This window comes from uncultured Phascolarctobacterium sp., from assembly GCF_902463975.1.
GTDB lineage: Bacteria > Bacillota > Negativicutes > Acidaminococcales > Acidaminococcaceae > Phascolarctobacterium_A.
The window spans coordinates 1-23,813 of record NZ_CABQHJ010000031.1 but is presented as its reverse complement, the minus strand read 5'-3'; the positions used below and the strand labels follow the sequence as shown (position 1 = coordinate 23,813).

Below are 23,813 nucleotides of genomic sequence, written 5' to 3'. Positions count from 1 at the left end.
CTCTGAAATAATATTACATTATACGTCTAGGGTAAACATAATCAGCTTGTAAACCCAACGGTATATCCATAAACCAGAAAACATACAGCATAATAGTCAAAGTAACCAGTAACGTAATAGTGTACGGCAGCATCAGGGAGCTCAGCGTACCGATACCGGCGCTCTTCACATACTTCTGGCAATAGAGGATAATCAGCGGATAGAACGCGAACATCGGCGTTACAACGTTAACCGCGGAGTCACTCACGCGGAAGGCAACCTGAGTCAGCTCCGGCGCAATACCTACAGCCATCAGCATCGGTACGAAGATAGGTGCCAGAATTGCCCACTTGGCGGAAGCAGAGGTGATAATAAGATTCAGCATCGCAACGAAGATGATGATGCCGAAAATAGTTACCTGCGGCGGCAGTGCCAGGGACTTCAGGAACTCTGCGCCGGCAATCGCAATCAGCGCACCCATGTTGGAAGCACCGAAAGCATAAAGGAACTGCGCAGCGAAGAAGTAGAATACAATCAGCTGCACCAGAGTTTTGGTGATATCCTCCATCGCAGTGGTAACATCCTTCGGGGATTTGAATTTTCCAACCATTACGCCGTAGGTCAGGCCGACAGCGCCGGTGAAAACAAACAGCAGGGAAACGATGGACTGCATAATCGGCGCCTTGAAGCTTGCCAGCAAGCCCTTGTCATCGCGGAAGATGGAATCGGCAGGCAGCAGCAGGTACACGAGCAACGCAACCATCACAATCAAAAGGCCGGTAGCAGCGTAGAAAGCACGGTTTTCTTTGGGAGTTACGGCGGTGTTGCCGTCCTCGCCTACTTCGATATCATCATCGAGCGGGCAGTTTTTCCACAGCCACGGCTCTACAATCTTTTCCGTCACCCACCAGCAGCTGGGGATTACGAGGAAGGTCGCACCGAAGGCGTAGAAATAGTTGCAGAGTACGTTAACCTGATAGGATGGGTCGATAATCTGCGCAGCGCTCTGGGTGAAGCCCTGAATAACCGGGTCAATCGCGGACGGAGTATAGTTGGCAGCGAAGGCACCGGCAATACCTGCGAAGGATGCACCGATACCTGCCAGCGGATGCTTGCCGCTCGCATAATACATATAGGCCGCAACCGGGATGATGATTACATAGCCGGTATCGGGGCCGAGATGGCTCAGCATACCAACAAGAATAATAATCGGGGTAATCAAAAACTTAGGCGTAACAGCCAGAATTTTTTTCAGCGCAGTATTGATGTAGCCGGAGCCGTCAGCAATACCGATACCCAGGGTAGCAACGATTACCATACCCAGCGGAGGGAAGCCGGAATAGTTGGTAACCATCTTGCTTAACAGGTCGACAAGATTTTTGCCGCTCAACATATTGTTGACCACAATTTCCTTGCCGGTAGTGGGATGCACATAACCAAAGTGCATCGTCGAAAGAATTGCTGACATAATGCAGCAGATGATAAACGCACCGATGAACAAAATCGTGATATCGGGGATTTTGTTGCCGACGCGTTCAATCAGGCCGAGGATGCCGCCGGTCTGATTTTTTGCTTGCGTTGTTTGCATAGGGGACAATCACTCCTTCAAAAAATTAAAAATAACGTCCTTATTATAACATTTTTTTAATATTTATGCAAAAGCATTCTACGAACGACAACCATTTGCCAAACTGTTTCTTCAAAAAGTGCTTGCGTCAAAAAGTCAAATGTATACAGTATTAATATTTTACTATATACAATCTTGGCAAAATCTGTGCTATAATAAATAAAGCAGTTACATCTGCCCCCAAACAAACTATAACAGCAAGGAGTTTTTTTCATGATACTTTCTCAACGTATTCAAAGCCTGACAGCATCTCCTATCAGAAAGCTGTCTCCGTATGCTGACGCAGCCAAGGCTGCAGGCAAAAAGGTTTATCATCTGAACATCGGCCAGCCTGACATTGCCACTCCGGCACAATTCATGGACAGCGTGCGTGAATTCCAGGCACCGGTAATCGCCTACAGCAATTCCAAGGGCGAAATGTTCCTCTTAAAGGCTGTACAGAAATATTATGCAGAAAAAGGCATGGATTATGCAATTGAAGATATTTTCGTTACCAACGGCGGCAGCGAGGCCCTGATTTTCGCAGTTATGGCTCTGTGCGACCCCGGCGACGAAATCATGGTTTTCGAGCCCTTCTACGCTAACTACACCACCTTCTGCAAGGAGTTCGGCGCAAAAATCAACGCTGTTCCTACCAGCGTAGAAAACGGTTACCACCTGCCCAGCGAAGAAGAAATCGAAAAGCACATCACTCCGAAAACCAAAGCAATTCTGCTCACCAACCCCGGCAATCCTACCGGCGTAGTTTATACCGAAGCAGAGCAGGACATGATCTCCCGCATCGTGCGCAAGCATAACCTGGCTTTAATCGCTGACGAAGTATACCGTGAATTCGTTTATGACGGTGCATATCGCAGCTTCGGCACCATGCCCGAGCTGGACAACAACCTGATCATCATCGATTCCGTTTCCAAACGCTACAGCGCCTGCGGTGCGCGTATCGGCTGCATCATCAGCAAAAACAAAGAGCTCAGCAAGCAGGTTATCAAATGCTGCCAGGCTCGTCTGTGCAGCCCGATTCTGGAGCAGGTCGGTGCAGCAGCTCTGTACACCACTCCGGCAAGCTATCTGGAAGAGGTTAACAAGGAATACAAAAAACGCCGCGACACCATCGTTGCAGCTTTGAAGAAGCTCCCCGGCGTAAAGGCTTCCGACCCGAAGGGCGCTTTCTACATCATGGTTAACATGCCTGTTGACGATGCAGAAAAATTTGCTATCTGGACTCTGGAAAACTTCGCTATCGACGGCGAAACCGTTATGTTTGCTCCCGGCAACGGCTTCTACAACACCCCCGGCAGCGGCATCAACGAAGCACGCCTGGCTTATGTATTAAAGAGCGAGGATTTGGAGCGCGCTATCTACATTCTGGGTGAAGCACTCAAAGCATATCCCGGCCGTGTAGAAAAATAAGCCTGCCAAAAATTAAACGCTTACAAAAAATCAGACCTCCTGAAAATTCAGGAGGTCGTAAAACAGTAAAATCAAAAAATGGTGAAAACCTTGTGTTTTCAAGAGGCGGCGTGACGAAAGTCACGCCGTTTCCTTTTTCATCAGCTCATTCAGAGTGATAAAGCCCAGCCCGTCGTACTTTATGTGGATGTGCTGCACCCGCTTGCCGCTGGATTTGTCCAGAGAAAATGCTGCTTCTTACCGTGCTGGTCATCCGTTAACGCTGCTGGCGGATCTCCTGCACCTTTTCAAACCCATCATCGCCGGAGCGCACAGCGTTTTACTGTCGTGTTTCTTCTGCCATAAAATCGTCCTCCTGTTTTTGAGGACAGTGTAGCAAACCGCCGCGACAACAGGGTGGTAGTGCAAAAAAATTATTTCAATGCATTATAGATTGCTCGCATCGTGGAGTCTTCTTTAACATGGGATGTATCTCCGATGGCATACGACTTGAAACCATTGCGTGTAATCATTTCTTTAACTTCATTTATCTGCTTTTTTTCACTCTGATTGTACTCAACCAGCAAAAGACCAAGCAGTGGGGGAAACTCTAGCGAAACGTGCGGGAGCTTCCCTCCGGATAAGGTATTATAATAGTCGATGGTATTGTTGTACTGATTGGTTATTTGCTGTACCTCAGTTTTTAAACGCGCTTTGTATCGCCTGAGCTGGTTAATCACCTCTGCTGATTTTGCTCCTTTGGAATACAATCGATCATCTGACAGACGTTTTACTTCCACGAACATCAATCGCCTATCTATACTATGGTAAAAGACCAAATCAATCCGATCTGTTTTTTTACCTGTGGATGAAAACGCTGCTTCAATATCCAGCAACACAATTTCATATGCGGTCTGCTTATTCAGCGGAGATAATTGGTAGAATCGTGAAGCTTGCAAGCTTTCTGGCGAGCTTTCTTTTTCAAGATTATCAAGAATCTCTTTGAATACACTTTGAAAAGATAGTTTCTCACTTTCAATATCTTTCCGCCACTGTCCAATAGTGTACGGTTTTTTCTTCTGCTGACTGGAAAGTGTGCGTGAACGAGTGATTGGAAGATAGTGATTATAGACCATGGCTTCATAGCCATTGGATTCAGGCAAATTGCAAAGCTGATTTCCGTTGTAATAAATCGTCGCTTCATCATTACGAAACGCAAGAAAAGCGCGACCGGTCTGAATCAATTCACGATTGATTGCTTGCAAAAAGTCATCTGTGGTAAGCTGCTTTTGCAGTGCTTCCATATCACCGATTTTGCGAGTAAAATTCGACATAGACTCACTCCCTTAATCTTTTTATTATACGATTGAGTTTTCCAAAAATCAACGTACAAATTCCATTATTTCCGCTTCTGCCACACAATGTCATATCCCAACTCATCCGCCAGCTCCACTGCCTAGCCATAGCGGAGCGAGCCGCTCTTGAGCTTGCCGGAGAGATTGGGGACGCTGCAGCTCCATCCGTATTCGTCGGAGAGGTAGTCCACCACCTCGGTCATGGTCATGCCGGTGCGGACAATATAAGACTTTATCTCGTGGTGATAGGTTTCAGATTATCTCATATTCTAACTTTTCTCCTGTTTTTTCGGTGCGCTCTATGATAACATGGATTTGTCAGATTGTGACGCCCGTTCGTATAGAGCGCTGATTTTTGATACATGGTTTTTTGCTGGAAATGCTGCCAATGATGTGTTGGTTGCAGGCAACACCCTCAGCTTTTGCCGTTTGATGTGTCTTTGGATGAAAGTTCCCTCGTAGCAACCGTACAAGGTAAGTTGCAGGATGCGATGAATTTTGAGGGCAGTTCTGAGGAAAAGCAAATCCGTTCGTTTCTTGCTACATTTGGCATTGATTATGACAAGCTCTCGAAAGAGCAATTCGTCTCGCTGATTAAACTACTCAAGCTGTCCAAGTACTTGAAAAGTCCCATCAACTAACGCGGGAAAGCAAGACCGCAGTTGGCGCACGGAAAAGGCCAAAAGAAACGCAAATAAAGGAAAGCCGCTGTATCCAGTGCAAAACCTGGATACAGCGGCTTTTCATTGCCAACCCTATCTGACAGATGCTCATTTCGTAATTTCTGTCTAAACCTGTTTTACGAACGCCTGTCTAATTTCAGGAGGTCATTTTTTATTTGCTCTGCAATGCTTCCGCCAGCAGCTTTTCATCGGCAATCGCCTGTGATAGCACCTGCTGCGTGTCCTCGCCCAGGCGCGGCGCACGCTTCCACAGCGCAGCCGGCGTTTCACTCAGCTTCATGGCAAAGCCCAGCTGCCGGTAGCTGCCAAGCTCTGCGTCCTCTACGTTCAGCACCATCTCGTTGGCCTTGGTCTGCTCCGCGTCCACCGCCTCGGCAAAATCCAACACCGGTGTTACGCAGGTGTCCCTGCCCGCCAGCAGTTGCTCCCATTCGGGCAGCGTGTGCTTGGCAAATTCCAGCGTCAGCTGCTGCTTTAAGTAGTCATGGTTAGCATCATCATCTAGCAGGTCCGTCATATCGGGGCGCTGCAGCACCGCGCACAGATTGCTCCAGAACTTCTTTTCCAAGCAACCCACCGCAAGGTAGCGACCTTCCTTCGTCGCATAAATATTGTAGTTGGCGTTGGCACCCGTCAGCCAGTTGTTGCCACGCTCCGCCACAAAACCGCTGCCAAAGTACAGGCTGGCAGCACCGGGCATCAGCGTCATCGCCACGTTATACAGCGAAATATCTATTTCCTGTCCCTCGCCCGTCATCTGTGCATGGCGCAGCGCAATCATAATGCTCATGCCCGCCGCCATCGACGCATTCATATCCGCCATCAGCACGCCCGGAATCGCCGGCTTGCCCTGCGCCTCGCCACTCATAGCGGTAATACCTGCCAGGCTCACATAACCGATATCATGGTCGGCCTGCTTGGCGAGCGGTCCCTTTTTGCCGTAGCCTGTCAGCGAGCAGTAGATAATTCGCGGATTCACCGCCTTCGCCGCCGCATAGTCAATGCCCAGCTTCGTCAGCACGCCCGGACGATAGCTTTCCACCACCACGTCGGCGGTTTTCACCAGCTCCAGAAACGCCTTGCGTCCCGCATCCGACTTCAAGTTAAGCACTACGCTCTTTTTATTGCGGTTCAGCTGCAGATGCCAGTAACCGAAATCCTTTAAAAACGGCGGAAAGCTGCGGGCATAATCTCCCCGCCCCGGCTCTTCGATTTTGATAACCTCCGCGCCGAAATCGGCCAGCAGCATTGTACAATACGGTCCCGGCAGCAGCCGTGACAAATCAAGCACACGAATACCCTCTAAAGCCTGCACAATAACGCCCCCTTAACAGCAGCATATTTTTAGACTAAGTTTTTATACTACCTGGAAGATATAGAATTTGAGATAATTTGTTTCCGGCACCTGCCACAGAATCGGATGGTCCGGAGATTGCTGGCGCGCTTCAATCTGACGCAGGGAAACATTGGCGTCATGCGCAGCGTCCTGCAGCATCTTCACAAACAGCTCTTCCTTCATAAAGTGCGAGCAGGAGCAGGTTGCCAGATAACCGCCGCGCGGCAGCAGTTTCATCGCCTTCAGGTTGATTTCCTTGTAACCGCGAATCGCATTCTTCACCGTGCTGCCGGATTTGGTAAACGCCGGCGGGTCCAGAATAATAAAGTCATATTCACGGGAATGCTTGTTGAACAAATCGCTCAGCAAATCAAAAACATTCGCCTGCAGACCATGCATAACATCGGAGCAATTGTTAATCGCAGCGTTATGCTCTGCCATCTGCACTGCCTCCGCACTGATATCAACCGCGGTAACGCTCGCAGCGCCGCCCTTAGCAGCGTTCAGCGCAAATGAGCCGGTGTGGGTAAAGCAGTCCAGCACATGCTTGCCCTTGGCAATCTTGGCAATCGCCTGACGGTTATACTTCTGGTCGAGGAAGAAGCCTGTCTTCTGGCCGTTTTCTACATCAACCGTATATTCGATGCCGTTTTCGACAATCTCGGTAGTCACAGCGCCGGGTTCGGGACACAAATCGGTAGCAAACCAGTGCTTGCCCTCCTCCATGCCCTCCAGCAGGCGGATTCTTACGTCGTTGCGCTCGTACAGACCACGGATTTCCTGTCCCATCTCGCGCAGTATTTTAATCAGCAGCTCAAACAGCATCTGCTTGCGCATTTCAATGCCCAAGGACAGTGTTTGCGTTACCAGCAGATCATTGTAGCGGTCTACGGTCAGGCCGGGGAACATATCTGCTTCGCCGAAAATCAGGCGGCAGCAGTTAAAATCACGCTCGCCCATAACCGTCAGGCGGTAATCCAGCGCATAACGCAGGCGGCGCTCCCAAAAGGCTTCGTCAAACTTATCATTAGTATTGGTGGAAATAATGCGCACACGGATTTTGGAATGGTCGTTCACAAAACCGGTGCCCAAATATTTGCCCTTGGACGTTACCACATCCACCAAATCGCCGTTGGCATACTCGCCTTCGATTTTAGTTACCTCTTCACCGAAAACCCAGGGATGACCGCCGCGCGCAGCACGCTCTCCCTTCGGGGTTACGAAAAATTTTGCATATTTACGCATATTCTACCTCACGATTTTCATATTAGTATTTCTTTAAGTATAGCATATTTCTTTCATTAGAAAAATACACTTTCTCCAAGACTTACACTTTTAGCCAAGGGATTAAAATTTAATAGAATTTACCGAGCGTTCCAGTACAGGAGCCAGTTTGGAAGCCAACTTGTCATTGAAAATATAGTCATAGGAAATGTAATTTCCGTCCTGTATAAAAATATAGGCAATACTGTGACTGGTAACATCATCAAAGCTGGTTTTAATACATGGTAAATTATTTACAACAGTAAATTCATTTTTGATATTTCTTGCTGTTCTGACCTCTGATTTTAACTGCTTTATAATCTTTTTATCTAAGTCAGCCTGCTCTGCAGCCGAAAGATTAGCAAGAGATTGCGGATAATAGGCATATTTAGGATTATCAGCTATTTTCTGCACCATAATGCCCGTCATCATATCATCATTACTACCTAACATTTGATGGTCAAAGGCAGCTCCTGCATTATACACATCTTCCGGCAGTTCATAGCTATACCTATTGTCAGGAGTAGCAAAACGTTTCCATTTAGTACCAATCTTGATAGAAGCAATCATCTCATTCATGGTTGATGCCTTGAATTTTTCATAATAGTCAGCCTCAATATTGAAACGAAAATCAATCATATCATTAGCAGTAAAAAGTGTATAGTTATCCATTATAAAATCAGGTGTTTTAGGCTGGGCATTAATTTTTCTGACAACATGCAGTGTTTTTCTGCCATCCAGCTTAATGATTTTGTTTTCTATAAGCTCAGCATCCTTTTCTGTAGCTATTTTCTTCTTCAGTCCAGCAAGTACTTCATCTATAAATTTAGCAGAATTAGGACCAGATTTATCTATAGGAGTTACATAGATAAACATTTGCACATTAGAATAGTTTACTTGAAAAATTTTCTTATTATCGGGCGTATACTCACCTTTAGTCAAAAAGCCTGCAGGCATCAGCATAGAAATGGCATTTTTTTCATCGTTAAAAAGCTGCTTGGATTGCTGTACGGATACCTGATTATTGGCAACTGACATTTCCGTCTGCACCGCTGCTTCCGTCGGATTGCAGACATTAATTGGAATAAAGGCTAACATAGCGGCAACTAAAATTCTTTTAAACATTGTACCATCTCCTCATATAAGATACTTTAAGTATAGCATATTTTGCAGGCGGATGCACAGAAAACAGCTCTGCTCTTTGCCTGCGCTTTTGTGAACAGCATATCCTGAAAACAACAACATACACATGACGTAATAGCTCTTCATCTAATATTGTAGGGAGCAGACTGTCTGACAGTTTTTCAACACATAAAAAAAGCTGTCGCACTTTGACATGCGACAGCAGTTTTGCTTTGCTTAGAACGCTGCAACAACAGCGCCTTTGTATTTATCCTCGATGAACTTCTTAACTTCGGGAGAACGCAGAGCATTCATCAGCTTCTGGATTTCCGGACGGTTTTCGTCGCCCTTGCGGACAGCAACGATGTTAGCATACGGAGATTCCTTCGGCTCGGTGAACAGAGAATCCTTCACCGGATTCAGCTTAGCTTCCATAGCGAAGTTGGAGTTGATAACGGACAAATCGGTATCATCCATGGAACGCGGCAGCAGAGCAGCTTCGATTTCTACAATCTTCAGCTTCTTGTCGTTGCCAACGATATCGCCTACGGTAGCCTTAACGCCAACACCATCCTTCAGCTTCAGCAGCTTAGCGCTTTGCAGCAGAGCCAGTGCACGGCCGCCGTTTGACGGGTCGTTCGGAATAGCGATTTTAGCGCCTTCGGGGATATCATTCAGAGATTTGATTTTCTTGGAATAAATGCCCATCGGCTCGATATGTACCTTGCCTGCGGATACAAGATTCATCTTGCGCTCGGAAACGAAGGTATCCAGATAAGGCTCATGCTGGAAGAAGTTGGCATCCAGCTCCTTATCGTTCAAAGCCAGGTTCGGTTTAACATAATCGCTGAATTCGATAATCTGCAGGTCTACGCCCTCTTTAGCCAGGGTGCCTTTGATCTGGTTCAGGATTTCAGCGTGCGGTACAGCGGTAGCGCCAATCTTCAAAGTAACCTTTTTGTCAGCACCGTTGTCTGCCTTTTTGTCTCCGCCGCCACAGCCTGCAGCAACAACTGCCAGGCTTACTAATGCCAGTAATGCAACTAATAATTTTTTCATCTTTTCTTACTCCCTTTCTTTATTTAACACGTCTTGCAAAACATCCGCCTAAGAAAAAAACTCCTTCAGAGGAAGGAGCTGGTCTTCCTCTCATCTTTCAAGATTACACTTGCAGGATGTAGCACCATAACATTTGTCTGGTTGCCGGGCATCATAGGGCCTGTTCCCTCCGCCACTCTTGATAAGAGCGTGTTATTAAGATGTGAGTAATAATATATTATCCTAGTGTCTTTGTCAACATTAATCGCAAAAAAAATTAAGGGCAGAAAATCCTGCCCTTAATCTGTTAACAATGTTACTCTTTTCTGTACTTGGCAATACCAACTTTATAGAAGTCATTACCCTCGCTGTCGATGCAGACGATAGCCGGGAAATCCTTAACCTCGTATCTGCGGATAGCCTCCGGTCCCAGGTCTTCATAAGCAATCATGGTTTCGCTCTTGATGGATTGGGTGATAACAGCAGCAGCACCGCCTACAGCAACGAAATAAACAGCGCCATGCTTCACGCAGGCATCAATAACCTCCTGGCTGCGCAAGCCCTTGCCAATCATGCCGCGCATGCCCTGCTCAATCATGGTCGGGGTGTATTTATCCATACGGCCGCTGGTGGTGGGGCCGGCACTGCCGACAACCTCGCCCGGTTTGGCAGGAGTAGGACCAACGTAATAAATAACATTATTGGTGAGGTCCAAAGGCAGCTTTTCGCCGCGCTCCAGCGCTTCATACAAACGCTTGTGAGCAGCGTCGCGTGCAGTGTAGATATAACCGCTGATGCGTACAACGTCGCCTGCATGCAGGTCTTTGACAGTTTCTTCGGTCAGCGGAGCATTGATATATTTGATTACAGCTTCTTCACTCATCTTCAGGCGCCTCCTTTAAATTTCTGCTTCAGCCTTGCGTGCCTGATGGCAGTTCAGGTTTACAGCGCAGGGCATACCACCGATATGGGTATGGGTAAATTCAACATTTACAGCCAGAGCGGTAGTGCTGCCGCCTAAGCCAGAAGGACCGACGCCGGTCTTGTTTACCAGCTCCAGCAGCTCGTCCTCCAGTGCCGCATAGCGCTCATCCTTGTTGTGCTCGCCTACGGTACGGGTCAGCGCGTATTTAGCCAGAATTGCGGCACGCTCCATGTTGCCGCCGATGCCTACGCCGACGGTAATCGGCGGGCAGGGGTTCGGGCCTGCGGCACGCACGGTATCAACAACAAATTTTTTGATGCCTTCAACACCGTCTGCCGGCTTCAGCATTTTCAAAGCGCCCATGTTTTCGCTGCCGCAGCCTTTGGGGCAAACGATAATTTTAACCTTTTCACCGGGAACAATCTTGGTGTGGATGATTGCCGGAGTATTATCACCGGAATTTTTACGATCAAATACCGGGTCGCCTACAGAGGATTTACGCAGATAGCCTTCAGTGTAGCCCTTTGCTACGCCTGCATGAATGGCAGTATACAAATCGCCGTCAACAAAATGCACTTCCTGGCCGATTTCCAGAAATACAACGGTCAGACCGGTATCCTGACACAGAGGAACAGCTTTTTTCTTAGCCAGCTCGAAGTTCTCAATCAAGGTAGCAAGGATTTCCCTGCCCAAAGGAGATTCTTCTTCAACAGCGGCATTTCTGATCTTGTCCATCATCTCCTGCGGGAGATAGTAGCAGGAATCCATGCACAGCTTGGCAATAACATCAGTGACTTCACTAACCTTTATTTCTCTCATGTTTTCATCCTCCTAAGCTCACATTGTCATTGTGAGAATAATATTTGTATATTGCGTCTTAACGGCCGATGCGTTTAGCAGTATTGGCTCTAACAACCTCAGGATCTACAATTTTGCGTGCCAGGCCCTTTTCGATAGCAACCTTAGCTACAGCGGCAGCAACCGCCGGAGCAACACGCGGGTCAAAAGCGTCCGGTACTACATAGTCCTCACGCAGGTCTTTTTCGTCAATCAGATCGGCAATAGCATAAACAGCGGCAACCTTCATATCCTCGGTGATAGCGCGTGCGCGTACATCAATAGCACCGCGGAATACGCCCGGGAATACGGTTACGTTGTTAACCTGGTTCGGTCTGTCGCTGCGGCCGGTGCCGGCAACTGCAACGCCTGCTTCCTTGGCAGCATCATAGCTGGTTTCCGGAACAGGGTTAGCCAGAGCAAAAACAATAGCCTTGTCAGCCATGCTCTGCATAATTTCTTTGGTGAATACGTTCGGAGCGGAAGCACCGATCATAACGTCCGCGCCCTTGGCAACATCAGCAAGAGTACCCTGCTTATGCTCTTTATTGGTTACGGTAGCCAGATAGCTCTGGATGCGGTCCAGCTTAGCGTCGATGCCTTCATAGAGAGCGCCGAAGCGGTCAACCATGATTACATTTTGTGCACCCATGTTTACCAGCAGACGGCCGATAGCACTGCCGGCAGCACCGCAGCCGTTGACAACGAATTTAGCGGTAGCAATGTCTTTTTTAACAAAGCGCAGTGCGCCCAGTACAGCAGACAGGCAGGCAATAGCGGTACCATGCTGGTCATCGTGGAATACAGGAATGTCGCAGATTTCCTTCAGCTTATCTTCGATTTCATAGCATTTGGGAGAGGAAATATCCTCCAGGTTAACGCCTGCATAGTTAGGCTGCAGCAGCTTAACGGTGCGTATGAATTCGTCCGGATCCTTGGTATCGAGGCAAACAGGCACAGCGTCAACATCACCGAAGGTTTTGAACAGTGCAGCCTTGCCTTCCATTACCGGCATAGCAGCTTCGGGGCCGATATCGCCCAAGCCAAGTACACGGGTACCGTCGGTAATAATAGCAACCATGTTGCCGCGGCAGGTATATTCGAAGGAGAGGTTTTTGTCCTCTTTGATATCCTTACAAGGTTCAGCTACACCCGGGGTATAGGCAATAGCCAGATCATGACGGTTTGCAATAGGCACCTTGCTTACTACAGCAATTTTGCCGTTATTGTCCATATGTAATTTAAGAGCTTCTTCACGCAGAGTCATTGTCATCTTTTTTCCTCCCAAGATTTCCCGACGTAAGCTGTCTAAAAAATCATTAGCTCCGTCCGTTAAATAGTATACACTTATTGTATATTAAACTACCCTGTTTTGCAAGATGTTTTCTGTGTAATCTACATCATTTTAAGGAATTGTCAAAAGATTTTTGCTTACTGCGCAAAATTTTCTTAACCAAAGACTCACACCTTGAAGAATTCCACCTGCGGTGTCTGCCCCGCCTGCAGTGTAAGCACCGCAAAGCAAGGCTCCGAACCGCCGCGGGGGCGGGACGGACTGCCGGGGTTCACCAGCAGCGTTTCCGCATAATACTCGGCCATCGGCACATGCGTATGACCGAACACCACGATATCCTGCCCCAGCTGCTTGGCCCAATAGCCCAAATCAGCCTGCACATTTCTTTCTATATATCTGTGTCCGTGCGTCAGCCAGATTTTGTAGCCTTCTATTTCCAGATACTCATCATATTTACTGCCATCATCCAATAAATCGCAGTTGCCGCGCACACGCACTGTTTTGATGCCTGTCGCATCATGCAGGCGGTTGGCGTCGGCCGCATAATCGCCTGTATGCAGCCACAGCTCGATAGGCGGTGTCTGCTGCAGAATGCGGCGAATCGCCTGCGCGCTGCCATGCGTATCACCCGTAATGCCTATTCTCATTTCTTTTTGCTCCAGATAGCAACCAGCTTACGGATTGCCTTACCGCGATGGCTGATTTTGTTTTTCTCCTGCATGGTAGCCTCTGCCATACCCTTGTGCAGCTCTGTAGACCAGAACAGCGGGTCGTAGCCGAAGCCGTTTTCACCCAAGGGCTCATGCAGCAGCATACCGTCGCAGATGCCGTCTACCTCGTTGAGCACCTTGCCGTCGGGCTGTGCTACGCACAGCGCACAGCGGAAGCGGCAGGTACGCTTAACCTGAAACTTCATGTTGTGCAGCAGCAGTTTGTTGTTGTCCTCGTCGCTGGCCTTTTCGCCGGCATAGCGCGCACTGCGCACACCGGGAGCACCGTCCAGTGCCTGCACCTCCAGGCCGGAATCATCGGCGATGCAGGGCTTGCCCAGCTTCTTTGCATAATAGGTAGCCTTTTGGCGGGCATTGGCAGCAAAGGTGCGGCCTGTTTCCGCAGGTGCTTCCACTGCGTCAAAATCTGCCAGATATTTGATATCAATCGGCAAATCCTTCATTAAAGTTTTAAACTCTTCCACCTTGCCCTGATTATGGGTAGCTACAACCAATTCATTAATCATTATTTAACCTCGATTCTCAGCTTAAGACGCGTATTTATTTTGCAGCGTCCTAATGCTTATTATTTATAGATTTTCTACTGTGCCTGTGGCAATATCCTGCACTAACACATACTGCCAGCGGCCGCGCTTCTTTTCTGCCAGCGCTGCATCGTAGGCCTTTTGCCGGCAATGCGGACAGATTTCGCGCGTCAGGCAGGTAATGAAGGCGCTCTGGTCGCCAAAGCGCGTCCCTTCGGCCGCCGTCTGCAGGGTAAAATAACCGCGGCAGGCCTTGCGTTCGCAATAATGCACGCTTTCCACCTGCTCCTCGCGGATACCCTCCTCATCGTAGTAGATATGCTTGCTGCGCTGCCAGATATTACCGCATTTCGCCAGCAATTCCTTGCTCGTGCGCTCACGGTTGAAGTACAAATCGCCTACCTCGGCAATAAGCTGGTCTACGCGCTTGTTGCAGCGCTCATCCTGCGGACGCAGTCCGCGCAGATCAGGCTCCACCACCTTGCTGTAATCCATGCCTGCCATCGCCAGAATAATACCGGTGTTGACATAAGGCAGGGCGCTTTCAATTGAATAACCGCCCTCCAGCACCGCAATATCCGCCTGCAGCTTATCCGCCAGACGCGCATAGCCCTGTGCCGTCACCTGCATCGAAGCCAGCGGGTCGCTGAAATGGTTATCCTGGCCGGCGCTGTTGATAATCAGCTCCGGCTGAAAGTCCTCCAGAATATGCGTGATTAAGCCGTCATACAGGCGGTGCAGTCCTTCGTCGCCTGTTCCCGGCAGCAAGGGCAGATTGATATTCGTACCCCAAGCCGCAGGGCTTCCTGCTTCATTAGGAAAGCCTGTGCCCGGATACAAGGTGCGCCCGTCCTGATGGAAGGAGATATACAGTGTATCGGGATCGTGGTAGAACACATCCTGCGAGCCGTCGCCGTGATGCACGTCGGTATCCACAACAGCAATCCTGCGGATATTATACCTGCTACGTAAATATTCTACCATTATTGCTTCAATATTAATAGTACAAAAACCACGGATTCCGTGTACTACACGCATAGCATGATGTCCCGGCGGACGCACGAGAGCAAAGGCACGCTGTACCTCCCGCTGCATTACGGCATCGGCCGCCACCAGGCAGCCTCCCGCAGAGGTCAGGTGTGCCGGCGTAATCAAACGTGCAATCGCCGGCACGCCGACATGCGCACGCTGCAAATCCTCGATTTCAGCAAGACGCGGGCGATATTCCTTAATCTCCTCGCAGTCAAAGAGGCCCTCCTCCTCCAGCTGGTCGCGCGTATATAATAAGCGCTCCTGCCGTTCGGGGTGACCGGGGCTGATCATCCAGTCAAACGCAGGGAAAAATACTAATCCCAAGGTATTCTTTGCCATCAGAAGCTCACCTGCTACTAAAAACATAGACAAAAGTGTTTATGTATTAGAAATATTCCTTGTTCATCGTACTCGCTCTCGCTGTCTTGAAAGACAAGCTACTGGCGTTTGTATAGTACTCCGAAGGCGTTGGCAAATATGCTCCTTGCTTAAACAAGAAGATAAGCCTGTTCCCGACTAGCCATCGGTACATATATCGGAACTTTTGTTGTTAAGCTATCCGATATTTTTTTGCATCTCGCAAATTAAGCGAAGCATTGAAATCCCTGTCTTTCGTATAGCCACATTCAGGACAAACATATACACGGTCTTTGAGTTTCAAACCTTTATGAATATGTCCGCAAGCATGGCAAGTCTTGGAACTTGGATAGAATATATCAACAACACGAAATTCTATACCAATAATTTCGGCTTTTCGCTTCAGCTTAACCAAAAAATTATTAAATCGCTGTGCAGCCACAGCTTTTGCCAGATGCCTGTTCTTCATCATGCCTTTGACATTCAAATCTTCCACCGTAATAAAGCGTGGTTTTTGCTTTACGATTTCTTGGATGACTTTATTTTCATAATCCTCACGGATCTGCTTAATGCGATGATGAAGTTTTTGTACTTTTAGCTTTTGCTTTTCTATGTTTGCAGAGGCAGTAGCAGTCTTACCACCTTTCTTCTTCTTAGACTCATATTTACGGCTAAGTCGCCTCTGCCCTCTCCGAAGCCGTTTCTCCAGTTTTTTGACCTTTGAACTTTTATTAATGTTTTTAAACTTTCTGCCATCGCTTACGACAGCTAAATCTTTGATACCTAAATCTATACCGATGCCATCTGTTACTGTACGGTACGATGTTTCTAAATCTTTGTTGTGTTTGGATTTTTCGTCAATATCTACCACTACGGACACATAAAATCTGCCATCTACGCAAGATACCGTTCCGCTGATAACAACTGTACCTACGGGTAAGTAGCCAAATTCTTTGAGCCGGACTTGTTTAAGTGTAGGTATTGTCAATTTGTGTCGCCATATTGTCCAGTCGCCTTTATTATTTTTGGGAAAATAAAGCTTTACATCTTGATTAGATTTCCTTTTGAAGCGAGGAAAACCTGCCAGGCCATCAAAAAATTTCTTGAAAGCAGTTTCAGCGTTTACCAAAGCTTTTTTGCGAGCCTTAGAACCACAATCATTAATCCATGGCAGATTTAACTTCAGCTTATGATTTACATATTTATCAAAATCATTGGCAGACACAAAATGCTTCTGATGGTTGTCTAACAGGCCACGCTGATACATCCTATACAGTTTTTTATTATAGGCAATGTACTGATTATATAAAAATCTGGCAATACCAATTGAGCTAATAATCTTTTCTTTCTGCTCTCTAGTCGGGGCTATTTCTGTCTTGAACGCCTTTAGCAATGCTTTCATCCCCTCTATTTGGTTTTTTATGGACCTATTCATCGCACTCTCTGTTTGTTAGTATATTATGTCACTAATGCGTATATTTATCTATGCATTGAGCAACTTAATATTCCTCCCTGCCGCTAACCTTATAGAGAATTCCCGGCTTCAGCTGCATACGCAGGCTGTAAATATCGCCGGTTTCGTAATAGCCGTGTACTGTATGAAAATGCTCGTAGCTGATAAGCTCCGTTTCCTGGTCGGGCAGCTGCCACTGCGCCGTCTGCTCCCGCAGCCAGCTTGCGAGCAGCTCCTCTGCCGCCTGCTTGTTGAAGCGTCGCGGCAGGCTTTCGCGTTTTCCGCCCTCAGGAATAATGTAATAGCCGTCGGTAGTATCCGCTCTGAGTCCTGCGCTCAGCGTCGGCCTTGCTACCGCCGCGCCGATAGCATTCGCTACCATCGCTCCGGCAGGAATATCCACCGGCAGCGCCATAGATTCGCCCAGCGCCCTTATTAAGCCCGGTGCGCCGCCGCCGACGCCAATCAGCTGCTGCGGAATAAATTCCGTGCCCTTGATAACATCGTTAACCGTATATACGGGCTGCTTAGCCCATTCGTCCAGCATTTCCCGAATCGTTATTTTAATCTGCTCAACGGCGGCAGCCACAATCTTGCGTGCTTCCGCCTGCGGCTCGCCGCCCAGAGCGGCAATCGCCGCCTGCGCCCGCTCCTCATCACCAAAATGCACATAACCCGCCGTAATCAGCGCATCGCTCAGCGTTGCCGTACTGCCACCGACAGCGGCAGCGGGACCTTCGCGCTCGGGGCCGACAACATAACCGTTTGCCGTCTTATGCAGCCTGCTGTCACCGCCGATGCCGATGCTGCGCATATGAAAGGCGCGCACTGCCGTAGGATAGCCGGCAACCGCCGCACCCTTGCGGGCCATCAGCGGCAGGCCGTTCTCCCAGAAGGCAATGTCGGTAGTAGTGCCGCCCACATCCAGCGAGATGCTGTTAACTTGGGGAGCACACAGCGCCTCTATGCCCAGTACGGAAGCCGCAGGACCGGTAAACACAGCCTCCACAGGCTGCTGCAAGGCTGCCGCCAGCGGCAGCGTACCGCCGTCCGCCTTCAGAATATGCACCGGAGCGCTGATACCGCGTTCTGCTAGAGCACGCTCGATGCGTCTACAGAAGCGGGTGAAAAGCTCATAAACCTGCGCGGAAAAATAGGCCGAATTGCTGCGTCGCACAAAGTTCAGCTCACCGCTCAGCTCGCTGCCCAAGAACACCTTGCTGTAGCCGCATTTTTTCAGCTCATGCTCCGCCTGATATTCCAGCTGCGGGTTACGCACGGAAAACTTGCCGCTCACAGCGCACACACCGCTGCCCTTGCGCCGCAGCAGCTCCTGATGCCTGCTCCATTCGATGTTAGCAGTAATCTTGCCGCGATGGTCCACATAACCCGACAGATAATACGGCATCACCGGCAGATGTCCCTTGACGTTCATGCCCGGTCCGGCGATAATTGCCAAAAATGCCGGCGGCAAACTGCCCTCGGTCAAAGCGTTGGTCACGATAGTGCTGGATATTACCACACGCTCCAGCTCCTGCGCCATTCCCGGCTGCAGCACCGCATCCAGCGCTGCCAGCACGCAGTGCAGCACATCGTCATGCGTTGTCGCGCGCTTGGCCTGTGCCACCACATCGCCCTGCCGCAGCACCACCGCATCCGTAAAGGTTCCGCCTACATCAATACCTAACAGCATTGCTTCATCCCTCCTTCATTCCAACAAGAGTGCCAATGCGTATTCTTTAAATCTATGCTATATTTACTTTTATCCTGCTTATTACGGACATTCTATATTAATTATATTATATCATGTTGCCCCCTGCCGTGCGAATAAAATTCCTTACTATAATTATATGCTTTCGCAGCATGCTCAGAAAGCAGACATATGCACGCAAAAAAAAGACGTAAGCTCCGTTGCTTACGCCTTGTAATTATTTTTGGCATCCGGGTGGGGTAATCCTGCAGACATTTTATATTTCTGATAATGTCCTGCAGCTGCGATTGCCGGATGTAAATTGCCGCCGCTTAAATTTAGCTAAGCTCTCAAAAGAGCATCATAGTAAACCAGGCTGGCAGCACCGCATAAAGATAAAACGACAGTACTCAAAATAATAAGATACTTTTTCTGCATTTTAATTCTCCTCTACACACAAAACCCATCTCTGTGTGTGAGGCTATTATAAAATAGGTACTGCCGATAGTCAAGTTAAATGTTATAACGATTTGTTATATTTAATATTCCTGCCCGGCCTATATCAAATTCGCCGTTACCGAAGCCTGCAACAGCTTTTATTTCTCTTTAGCTTGCTAAAAACAGGATAATACCTTATACTATATACTATTATTGTATAAGTAAGGGAGTCGATATGTATTATGGAACGTGAGAGCTTCTCTTCACGCCTGGGATTTATCCTGATTTCTGCCGGCTGTGCCATTGGTTTAGGCAACGTCTGGCGCTTTCCTTTCGTCACAGGTCAATATGGCGGCGCATCCTTTGTGCTCATCTACCTGTGCTTCCTGCTGCTGTTGGGCCTGCCCATCATGGTAGCGGAATTCGCCGTCGGCCGCGCCAGCAGACGCAGTCCGGCAAAATCCTTCGACACATTGGAGCCGAAGGGAACTAAATGGCATCTGTTCAAATATGTAACTATTGCCGGCAACATCATCCTGATGATGTTCTACACCACTGTCAGCGGCTGGATGCTTTATTTTCTCTACAAAATGGCTATCGGTGATCTTTCCGGTCTTGACGCGCAGGGCATCAAAGGCGTTTTCGGTGCTCTGCTGCAGGACCCGGCAACTATGGCCGGTAACATGGCAATCATCATCATGCTCTGCTTCAGCGTTTGCTACCTTGGCGTTCGCAACGGCGTTGAACGCATCACCAAGATTATGATGGCCTTCCTCATCGTGCTGATGGTTGTGCTTGCAGCCAACTCCATGCTGCTTCCGGGCAGTGAAGCCGGCCTCAAGTATTACCTCTACCCCGACTTCGACAAAATTGCCGAGCATGGTGTACGCGAGGTAATCTTCGCTGCTATGGGCCAGGCCTTCTTCACGCTGAGCATCGGCATGGGCTCTCTGTCCATCTTCGGCAGCTACATCGGCAAGGAGCAGAAGCTCACCAACGAAGCGCTGTGGATTATGTTCCTCGATACCTTCGTAGCAATCGTTGCCGGTCTGATTATCTTCCCGGCATGCTTCAGCTTCGGTATCCAGCCGGACGCAGGCCCGAACCTGCTCTTCATCACCCTGCCCAACGTTTTCAACGCTATGAACGGCGGACGTATCTGGGGCACCCTCTTCTTCCTCTTCATGCTCTTTGCGGCAATGTCCACTGTTATTGCCGTATTCGAAATGATTATCTCCAGCATCTGCGAGCTGACCGGCGGTGACCGCCGTCGCCTCATCCCCTTTGCTGTTATCGGCATGATTCTGCTGTCCCTGCCCTGCGTTTTCGGCTTCAATATCTGGAGCGGCTTTGAGCCTCTGGGCAAAGGCACCTGCGTGCTGGATCTGGAAGACTTCCTCGTCAGCAACAATATCCTGCCTTTAGGCAGCCTCATCTTCCTGGCCTTCTGCACTACCCGCTACGGCTGGGGCTGGAACAAATTCATTGAAGAGGTTGATACCGGCAAGGGCATCGGCTTCCCGAAATGGATGCGCTTCTATGCAACCTACATTCTGCCGCTGATCGTCCTGTACATCTTCTTCAACGGCTATTACGCTATGTTCTTCAAATAACATAAGCAAAAACAAAACGAGCAAGATAGTAGTTTTCGCTACTGTCTTGCTCATTTTTTATGCGCTTGGCGCGTTATTTTTAATTACAGCTTGCTTTGCAGCTCCTCCAGCTTAGCCTGCTGCACTGCCAGCACCTTGTCACCGATAGCGAACTGCTTCTCGTTTTCGGAGAAAGCAGGGCCGCCGTAGGATTTACGTGCTTCTACACAATGCTCGGGCTTCAGAGCTACCAGCAAATCGCTCTCGAAGAGGTCGGAGAACTGCTTGTATTCCTCCAGAGAAATCTCCGGCAGGAATTTGCCCTGATGAATAGCATAAGCAACGCATTTGCCGACAACCTCATGTGCCTGACGGAAGGGCAGGCCCTTGCGTACCAGATAGTCTGCCAGGTCGGTGGCATTGGAGAAATCCTTGCTTACAGCCTGCGCCATCTTATCCACATTAACCGTCATCGTCAGAATCATATCACGATAAACAGCCAGCGTGAATTTAACGGTGTCGATAGCGTCGAAGAAGCCTTCCTTATCCTCCTGCAGGTCCTTGTTATAGGTCAGCGGCAGGCCCTTCGCCGTAGTCAGCATAGCCATCAGATGACCATACACACGGCCGGTTTTACCGCGTACCAGCTCGGAAATATCAGGGTTCTTCTTCTGCGGCATCATAGAAGAGCCGGTGGCAAAAGCATCGTCCAGCTCCACAAAGCCGAATTCGGTGCTGCTCCAGAGGCAGATTTCCTCGCTCAAACGGCTCATGTGCATCATGAGGGTAGAAGCAAAGGAAAGGAATTCAATGATATAGTCACGATCGCTTACTGCGTCCATGCTGTTCGGATAAACTGTGCCGAAGTTCAGCTCCTCCGCAACCATAAAGCGGTCGATAGGGAACGTAGTACCTGCAATCGCACCGGCACCCAGCGGCATCATGTCCGCGCCTTCCCAAACGCCCAGCAGGCGGCGGAAGTCACGCTGCAGCATATTGAAATATGCCAGCATATGATGAGCAAAAGTAATCGGCTGCGCACGCTGCAGATGGGTATAACCCGGCATCAGAGTTTTTTCGTGCTTTTTGGCAACTGTTAAGAGAGCTTCCTCAAATTTAAGCAAAAGCTCAGCGATTTCGGCAACCTCACGCTTCATATACATATGCATATCGAGCGCAACCTGGTCGTTACGGCTGCGTGCGGTATGCAGACGAGCGCCGGCGCTGCCGATACGTTCGGTCAGACGCGCTTCCACATTCATATGAATGTCCTCCAGCGCAACGTCAAAATGGAAGTTGCCTGCTTCAATATCAGCCAGGATGTCTTTCAGACCGGCAATGATCTTCTCCCCGTCCTCTGCCGGAATGATACCGCATTTAGCCAGCATACCGGCATGAGCAATGCTGCCGCGGATATCCTCGTGATATAAGCGTTTATCAAAATCAATGGACGCATTAAATGCGTCCACCAATTCGTTCGTATTCTTACTGAAACGACCGCCCCAAAGCTTGGCCATTATTTCAGGTTGCCTTTCTTCATCAGTGCTCTAACTTTCAGCGGCAGGCCGAAGAGGTTGATGAAGCCAGTAGCATCTGCCTGGTTGTAAACTTCGTCTTCGCCGAAGGTTACATATTCCTGGCTGTACAGGGAGTACGGGGATTTAACGCCTGCACTGTAGATGTTGCCTTTATAAAGTTTCATGCGAACAGTACCGGTAACGGTTTTTTGAGTTTCGTTAACGAAAGCATCCAGAGCCTCACGCAGCGGGCTGAACCACATGCCATCGTAAACAAGCTCGGAATAACGGATGGAAACCTGTTGTTTGAAGGATTGGGTTGCACGGTCTAGGCAAAGGTTTTCCAGATCGTTGTGGCCGTAGTAGATGATAGCACCGGCAGGGTTTTCATAAACGCCACGAGATTTCATGCCAACCAGACGGTCTTCAACCATATCGGTAATACCAACAGCATTGCGGATGCCGATTTCGTTCAGTTTTTCAACGAGCTTAGCCGGGCTGAGTTTTTCGCCGTTAACGCTTACAGGCACGCCTTCAACGTATTCCAGCTCAACATATTCCGGTTTATCAGGAGCTTTTTCAGGAATGTTGGTAACGATGAACAGCTCATCTTTCGGTGCATTCCACGGATCTTCCAGGTCGCTGCCTTCATGGGACAGATGCCACATGTTGCGGTCCATGGAGTAGTCATGGTCATGAGATACAGGGATAGGAATGTTATGTGCTGCAGCATAGTCGATTTCCTGGTCACGGCTGCGCAGTTCCCACTCACGCCACGGAGCAATGATTGCCAGTTGCGGAGCCAGAGCCTTTACGGACAGTTCGAAACGAACCTGGTCGTTGCCTTTGCCGGTAGCACCGTGAGCAATAGCATCAGCACCTTCTTTTTCAGCAATTTCAACTAATTTTTTAGCAATCAGCGGACGAGCGAAGGAAGTACCCAGCAGGTATTTCTTTTCGTATACAGCGCCGGCTTTAACGGTGGGCCATACATAGTCGCTGATGAATTCTTCTTTCAGGTCCATGATGTAGCATTTGCTTGCACCGGTTTTCAGTGCTTTGTCATGAACGGGTTCCAGTTCGTCGCCTTGGCCAAGGTCAGCGCAGGCAGCGATAACTTCGCAGTTGTTGTAATGCTCTTTCAGCCAGGGGATGATTACGGATGTATCAAGGCCACCGGAGTAAGCCAGAACTACTTTCTTAATATCTTCTTTTTTCATTATAATAGCCTCCCATTTCTGTATAATGCTATGCATTAGTGAATAAACTTACAAACTTCTTGTATTATATACCCTTTTTATGCATAAATCAAGTATTTAAGCGCATGTATACAATACTTTTTGTGTACAGGATGTAACAAAAAGCCTAAAATATAGCTTGTTTCAGAAAATTTTGTCTGTAATCGAGTAGGAGACTGCTCATTATTTGAGCAGTCGTCCTCTCACACCACCGTGCGTACCGTTCGGTACACGGCGGTTCAAATACCATAATGCTTGATTTGCATTGTCTCTTTCTCTGTTATCCCGAGTTCCAACACTCGGCACTCCTGCATACCATTCGCGTTCCACGCTATCTATTTGCAGGCAGCCCTTTCGGTATTCTGCTTTCATTGTGTTGGACTCCTTTCTCCA

General features: G+C 48.6%; 20 protein-coding genes and 1 riboswitch. Of the genes, 3 read left to right on the top strand and 17 right to left on the bottom strand.

The window, feature by feature from the left end; all coding sequences use genetic code 11:
- Positions 1 to 13 precede the first annotated feature (13 nt).
- Positions 14 to 1,567, bottom strand: coding sequence for an AbgT family transporter (locus tag RDW05_RS09420; protein ID WP_307978826.1), 1,554 nt, complete (start codon positions 1,565 to 1,567; stop codon positions 14 to 16).
- Positions 1,568 to 1,819: 252 nt separating this feature from the next.
- Between RDW05_RS09420 and RDW05_RS09415 the strand changes: the two genes are divergently transcribed.
- The gene (locus tag RDW05_RS09415) at positions 1,820 to 3,016 is read left to right on the top strand and encodes a pyridoxal phosphate-dependent aminotransferase (RefSeq protein WP_307978825.1); all 1,197 of its coding nucleotides are present in this window, start codon (positions 1,820 to 1,822) and stop codon (positions 3,014 to 3,016) included.
- A 413-nt stretch (positions 3,017 to 3,429) separates the two neighbouring features.
- On the opposite strand, the gene RDW05_RS09410 is transcribed toward RDW05_RS09415, so the two are convergent.
- Positions 3,430 to 4,329 (bottom strand): hypothetical protein, encoded by a 900-nt coding sequence (locus tag RDW05_RS09410; protein WP_307978824.1) that lies wholly within the window; start codon positions 4,327 to 4,329, stop codon positions 3,430 to 3,432.
- A 455-nt stretch (positions 4,330 to 4,784) separates the two neighbouring features.
- Between RDW05_RS09410 and RDW05_RS09405 the strand changes: the two genes are divergently transcribed.
- Positions 4,785 to 4,991: a hypothetical protein gene (locus tag RDW05_RS09405; protein WP_304239309.1), complete on the top strand. Its 207-nt coding sequence runs from the start codon at positions 4,785 to 4,787 to the stop codon at positions 4,989 to 4,991.
- Positions 4,992 to 5,184: 193 nt separating this feature from the next.
- Here RDW05_RS09405 and RDW05_RS09400 read toward each other — a convergent pair whose 3' ends face one another.
- The 12 genes from RDW05_RS09400 to RDW05_RS09345 form a co-directional block, all read right to left on the bottom strand.
- Positions 5,185 to 6,348: a CoA transferase gene (locus RDW05_RS09400; RefSeq protein WP_307978822.1), complete on the bottom strand. Its 1,164-nt coding sequence runs from the start codon at positions 6,346 to 6,348 to the stop codon at positions 5,185 to 5,187.
- A 42-nt stretch (positions 6,349 to 6,390) separates the two neighbouring features.
- Entirely contained in the window at positions 6,391 to 7,614 is a 1,224-nt protein-coding gene (locus tag RDW05_RS09395; RefSeq protein ID WP_210684686.1) for a class I SAM-dependent rRNA methyltransferase, read from the bottom strand.
- A gap of 102 nt (positions 7,615 to 7,716) precedes the next feature.
- On the bottom strand, positions 7,717 to 8,757 hold the full coding sequence (locus tag RDW05_RS09390) for a hypothetical protein (protein WP_307978821.1): 1,041 nt from the start codon (positions 8,755 to 8,757) through the stop codon (positions 7,717 to 7,719).
- Positions 8,758 to 8,991: 234 nt separating this feature from the next.
- Positions 8,992 to 9,813 (bottom strand): MetQ/NlpA family ABC transporter substrate-binding protein, encoded by an 822-nt coding sequence (locus RDW05_RS09385; protein WP_293691795.1) that lies wholly within the window; start codon positions 9,811 to 9,813, stop codon positions 8,992 to 8,994.
- Positions 9,814 to 9,900: 87 nt separating this feature from the next.
- Positions 9,901 to 10,001, bottom strand: a riboswitch (SAM riboswitch).
- A gap of 107 nt (positions 10,002 to 10,108) precedes the next feature.
- Positions 10,109 to 10,675 (bottom strand): Fe-S-containing hydro-lyase, encoded by a 567-nt coding sequence (locus RDW05_RS09380; RefSeq protein ID WP_293696951.1) that lies wholly within the window; start codon positions 10,673 to 10,675, stop codon positions 10,109 to 10,111.
- Positions 10,676 to 10,690: 15 nt separating this feature from the next.
- Complete coding sequence (locus RDW05_RS09375) at positions 10,691 to 11,536, bottom strand: fumarate hydratase (protein WP_009145044.1); 846 nt, start codon at positions 11,534 to 11,536, stop codon at positions 10,691 to 10,693.
- Positions 11,537 to 11,594: 58 nt separating this feature from the next.
- Positions 11,595 to 12,821: an NADP-dependent malic enzyme gene (locus tag RDW05_RS09370; protein WP_374111031.1), complete on the bottom strand. Its 1,227-nt coding sequence runs from the start codon at positions 12,819 to 12,821 to the stop codon at positions 11,595 to 11,597.
- 194 nt (positions 12,822 to 13,015) lie between these two features.
- The gene (locus RDW05_RS09365) at positions 13,016 to 13,495 is read right to left on the bottom strand and encodes a metallophosphoesterase (RefSeq protein ID WP_293721721.1); all 480 of its coding nucleotides are present in this window, start codon (positions 13,493 to 13,495) and stop codon (positions 13,016 to 13,018) included.
- Positions 13,492 to 14,085: an XTP/dITP diphosphatase gene (locus RDW05_RS09360; RefSeq protein WP_307978818.1), complete on the bottom strand. Its 594-nt coding sequence runs from the start codon at positions 14,083 to 14,085 to the stop codon at positions 13,492 to 13,494. Before RDW05_RS09360 ends, RDW05_RS09365 begins: the two co-directional genes overlap by 4 nt.
- Positions 14,086 to 14,148: 63 nt before the next feature.
- A complete protein-coding gene (locus tag RDW05_RS09355; RefSeq protein ID WP_307978817.1) occupies positions 14,149 to 15,501 on the bottom strand; it encodes a histone deacetylase in 1,353 nt (450 codons plus the stop codon).
- Between the two features lie 184 nt (positions 15,502 to 15,685).
- Positions 15,686 to 16,894 carry a transposase gene (locus RDW05_RS09350; RefSeq protein WP_307978816.1) on the bottom strand — a complete coding sequence of 403 codons (1,209 nt, stop codon included), beginning with the start codon at positions 16,892 to 16,894 and terminating at the stop codon, positions 15,686 to 15,688.
- Positions 16,895 to 16,991: 97 nt separating this feature from the next.
- Entirely contained in the window at positions 16,992 to 18,638 is a 1,647-nt protein-coding gene (locus RDW05_RS09345; RefSeq protein WP_307978815.1) for a hydantoinase/oxoprolinase family protein, read from the bottom strand.
- Positions 18,639 to 19,315: 677 nt separating this feature from the next.
- Here RDW05_RS09345 and RDW05_RS09340 point away from each other — a divergent pair.
- Positions 19,316 to 20,686, top strand: a complete 1,371-nt coding sequence (locus RDW05_RS09340) for a sodium-dependent transporter (RefSeq protein WP_307978814.1) — start codon at positions 19,316 to 19,318, stop codon at positions 20,684 to 20,686.
- An 83-nt stretch (positions 20,687 to 20,769) separates the two neighbouring features.
- Here RDW05_RS09340 and argH read toward each other — a convergent pair whose 3' ends face one another.
- From argH to RDW05_RS09325, 3 genes are all read right to left on the bottom strand, one after another.
- Positions 20,770 to 22,182, bottom strand: coding sequence for an argininosuccinate lyase (argH, locus tag RDW05_RS09335; RefSeq protein WP_210684692.1), 1,413 nt, complete (start codon positions 22,180 to 22,182; stop codon positions 20,770 to 20,772).
- The gene (locus tag RDW05_RS09330) at positions 22,182 to 23,402 is read right to left on the bottom strand and encodes an argininosuccinate synthase (RefSeq protein ID WP_021720576.1); all 1,221 of its coding nucleotides are present in this window, start codon (positions 23,400 to 23,402) and stop codon (positions 22,182 to 22,184) included. Before RDW05_RS09330 ends, argH begins: the two co-directional genes overlap by 1 nt.
- Positions 23,403 to 23,603: 201 nt before the next feature.
- On the bottom strand, positions 23,604 to 23,813 hold a 210-nt coding region (locus RDW05_RS09325; protein ID WP_307978811.1), incomplete at its 5' end, for a hypothetical protein.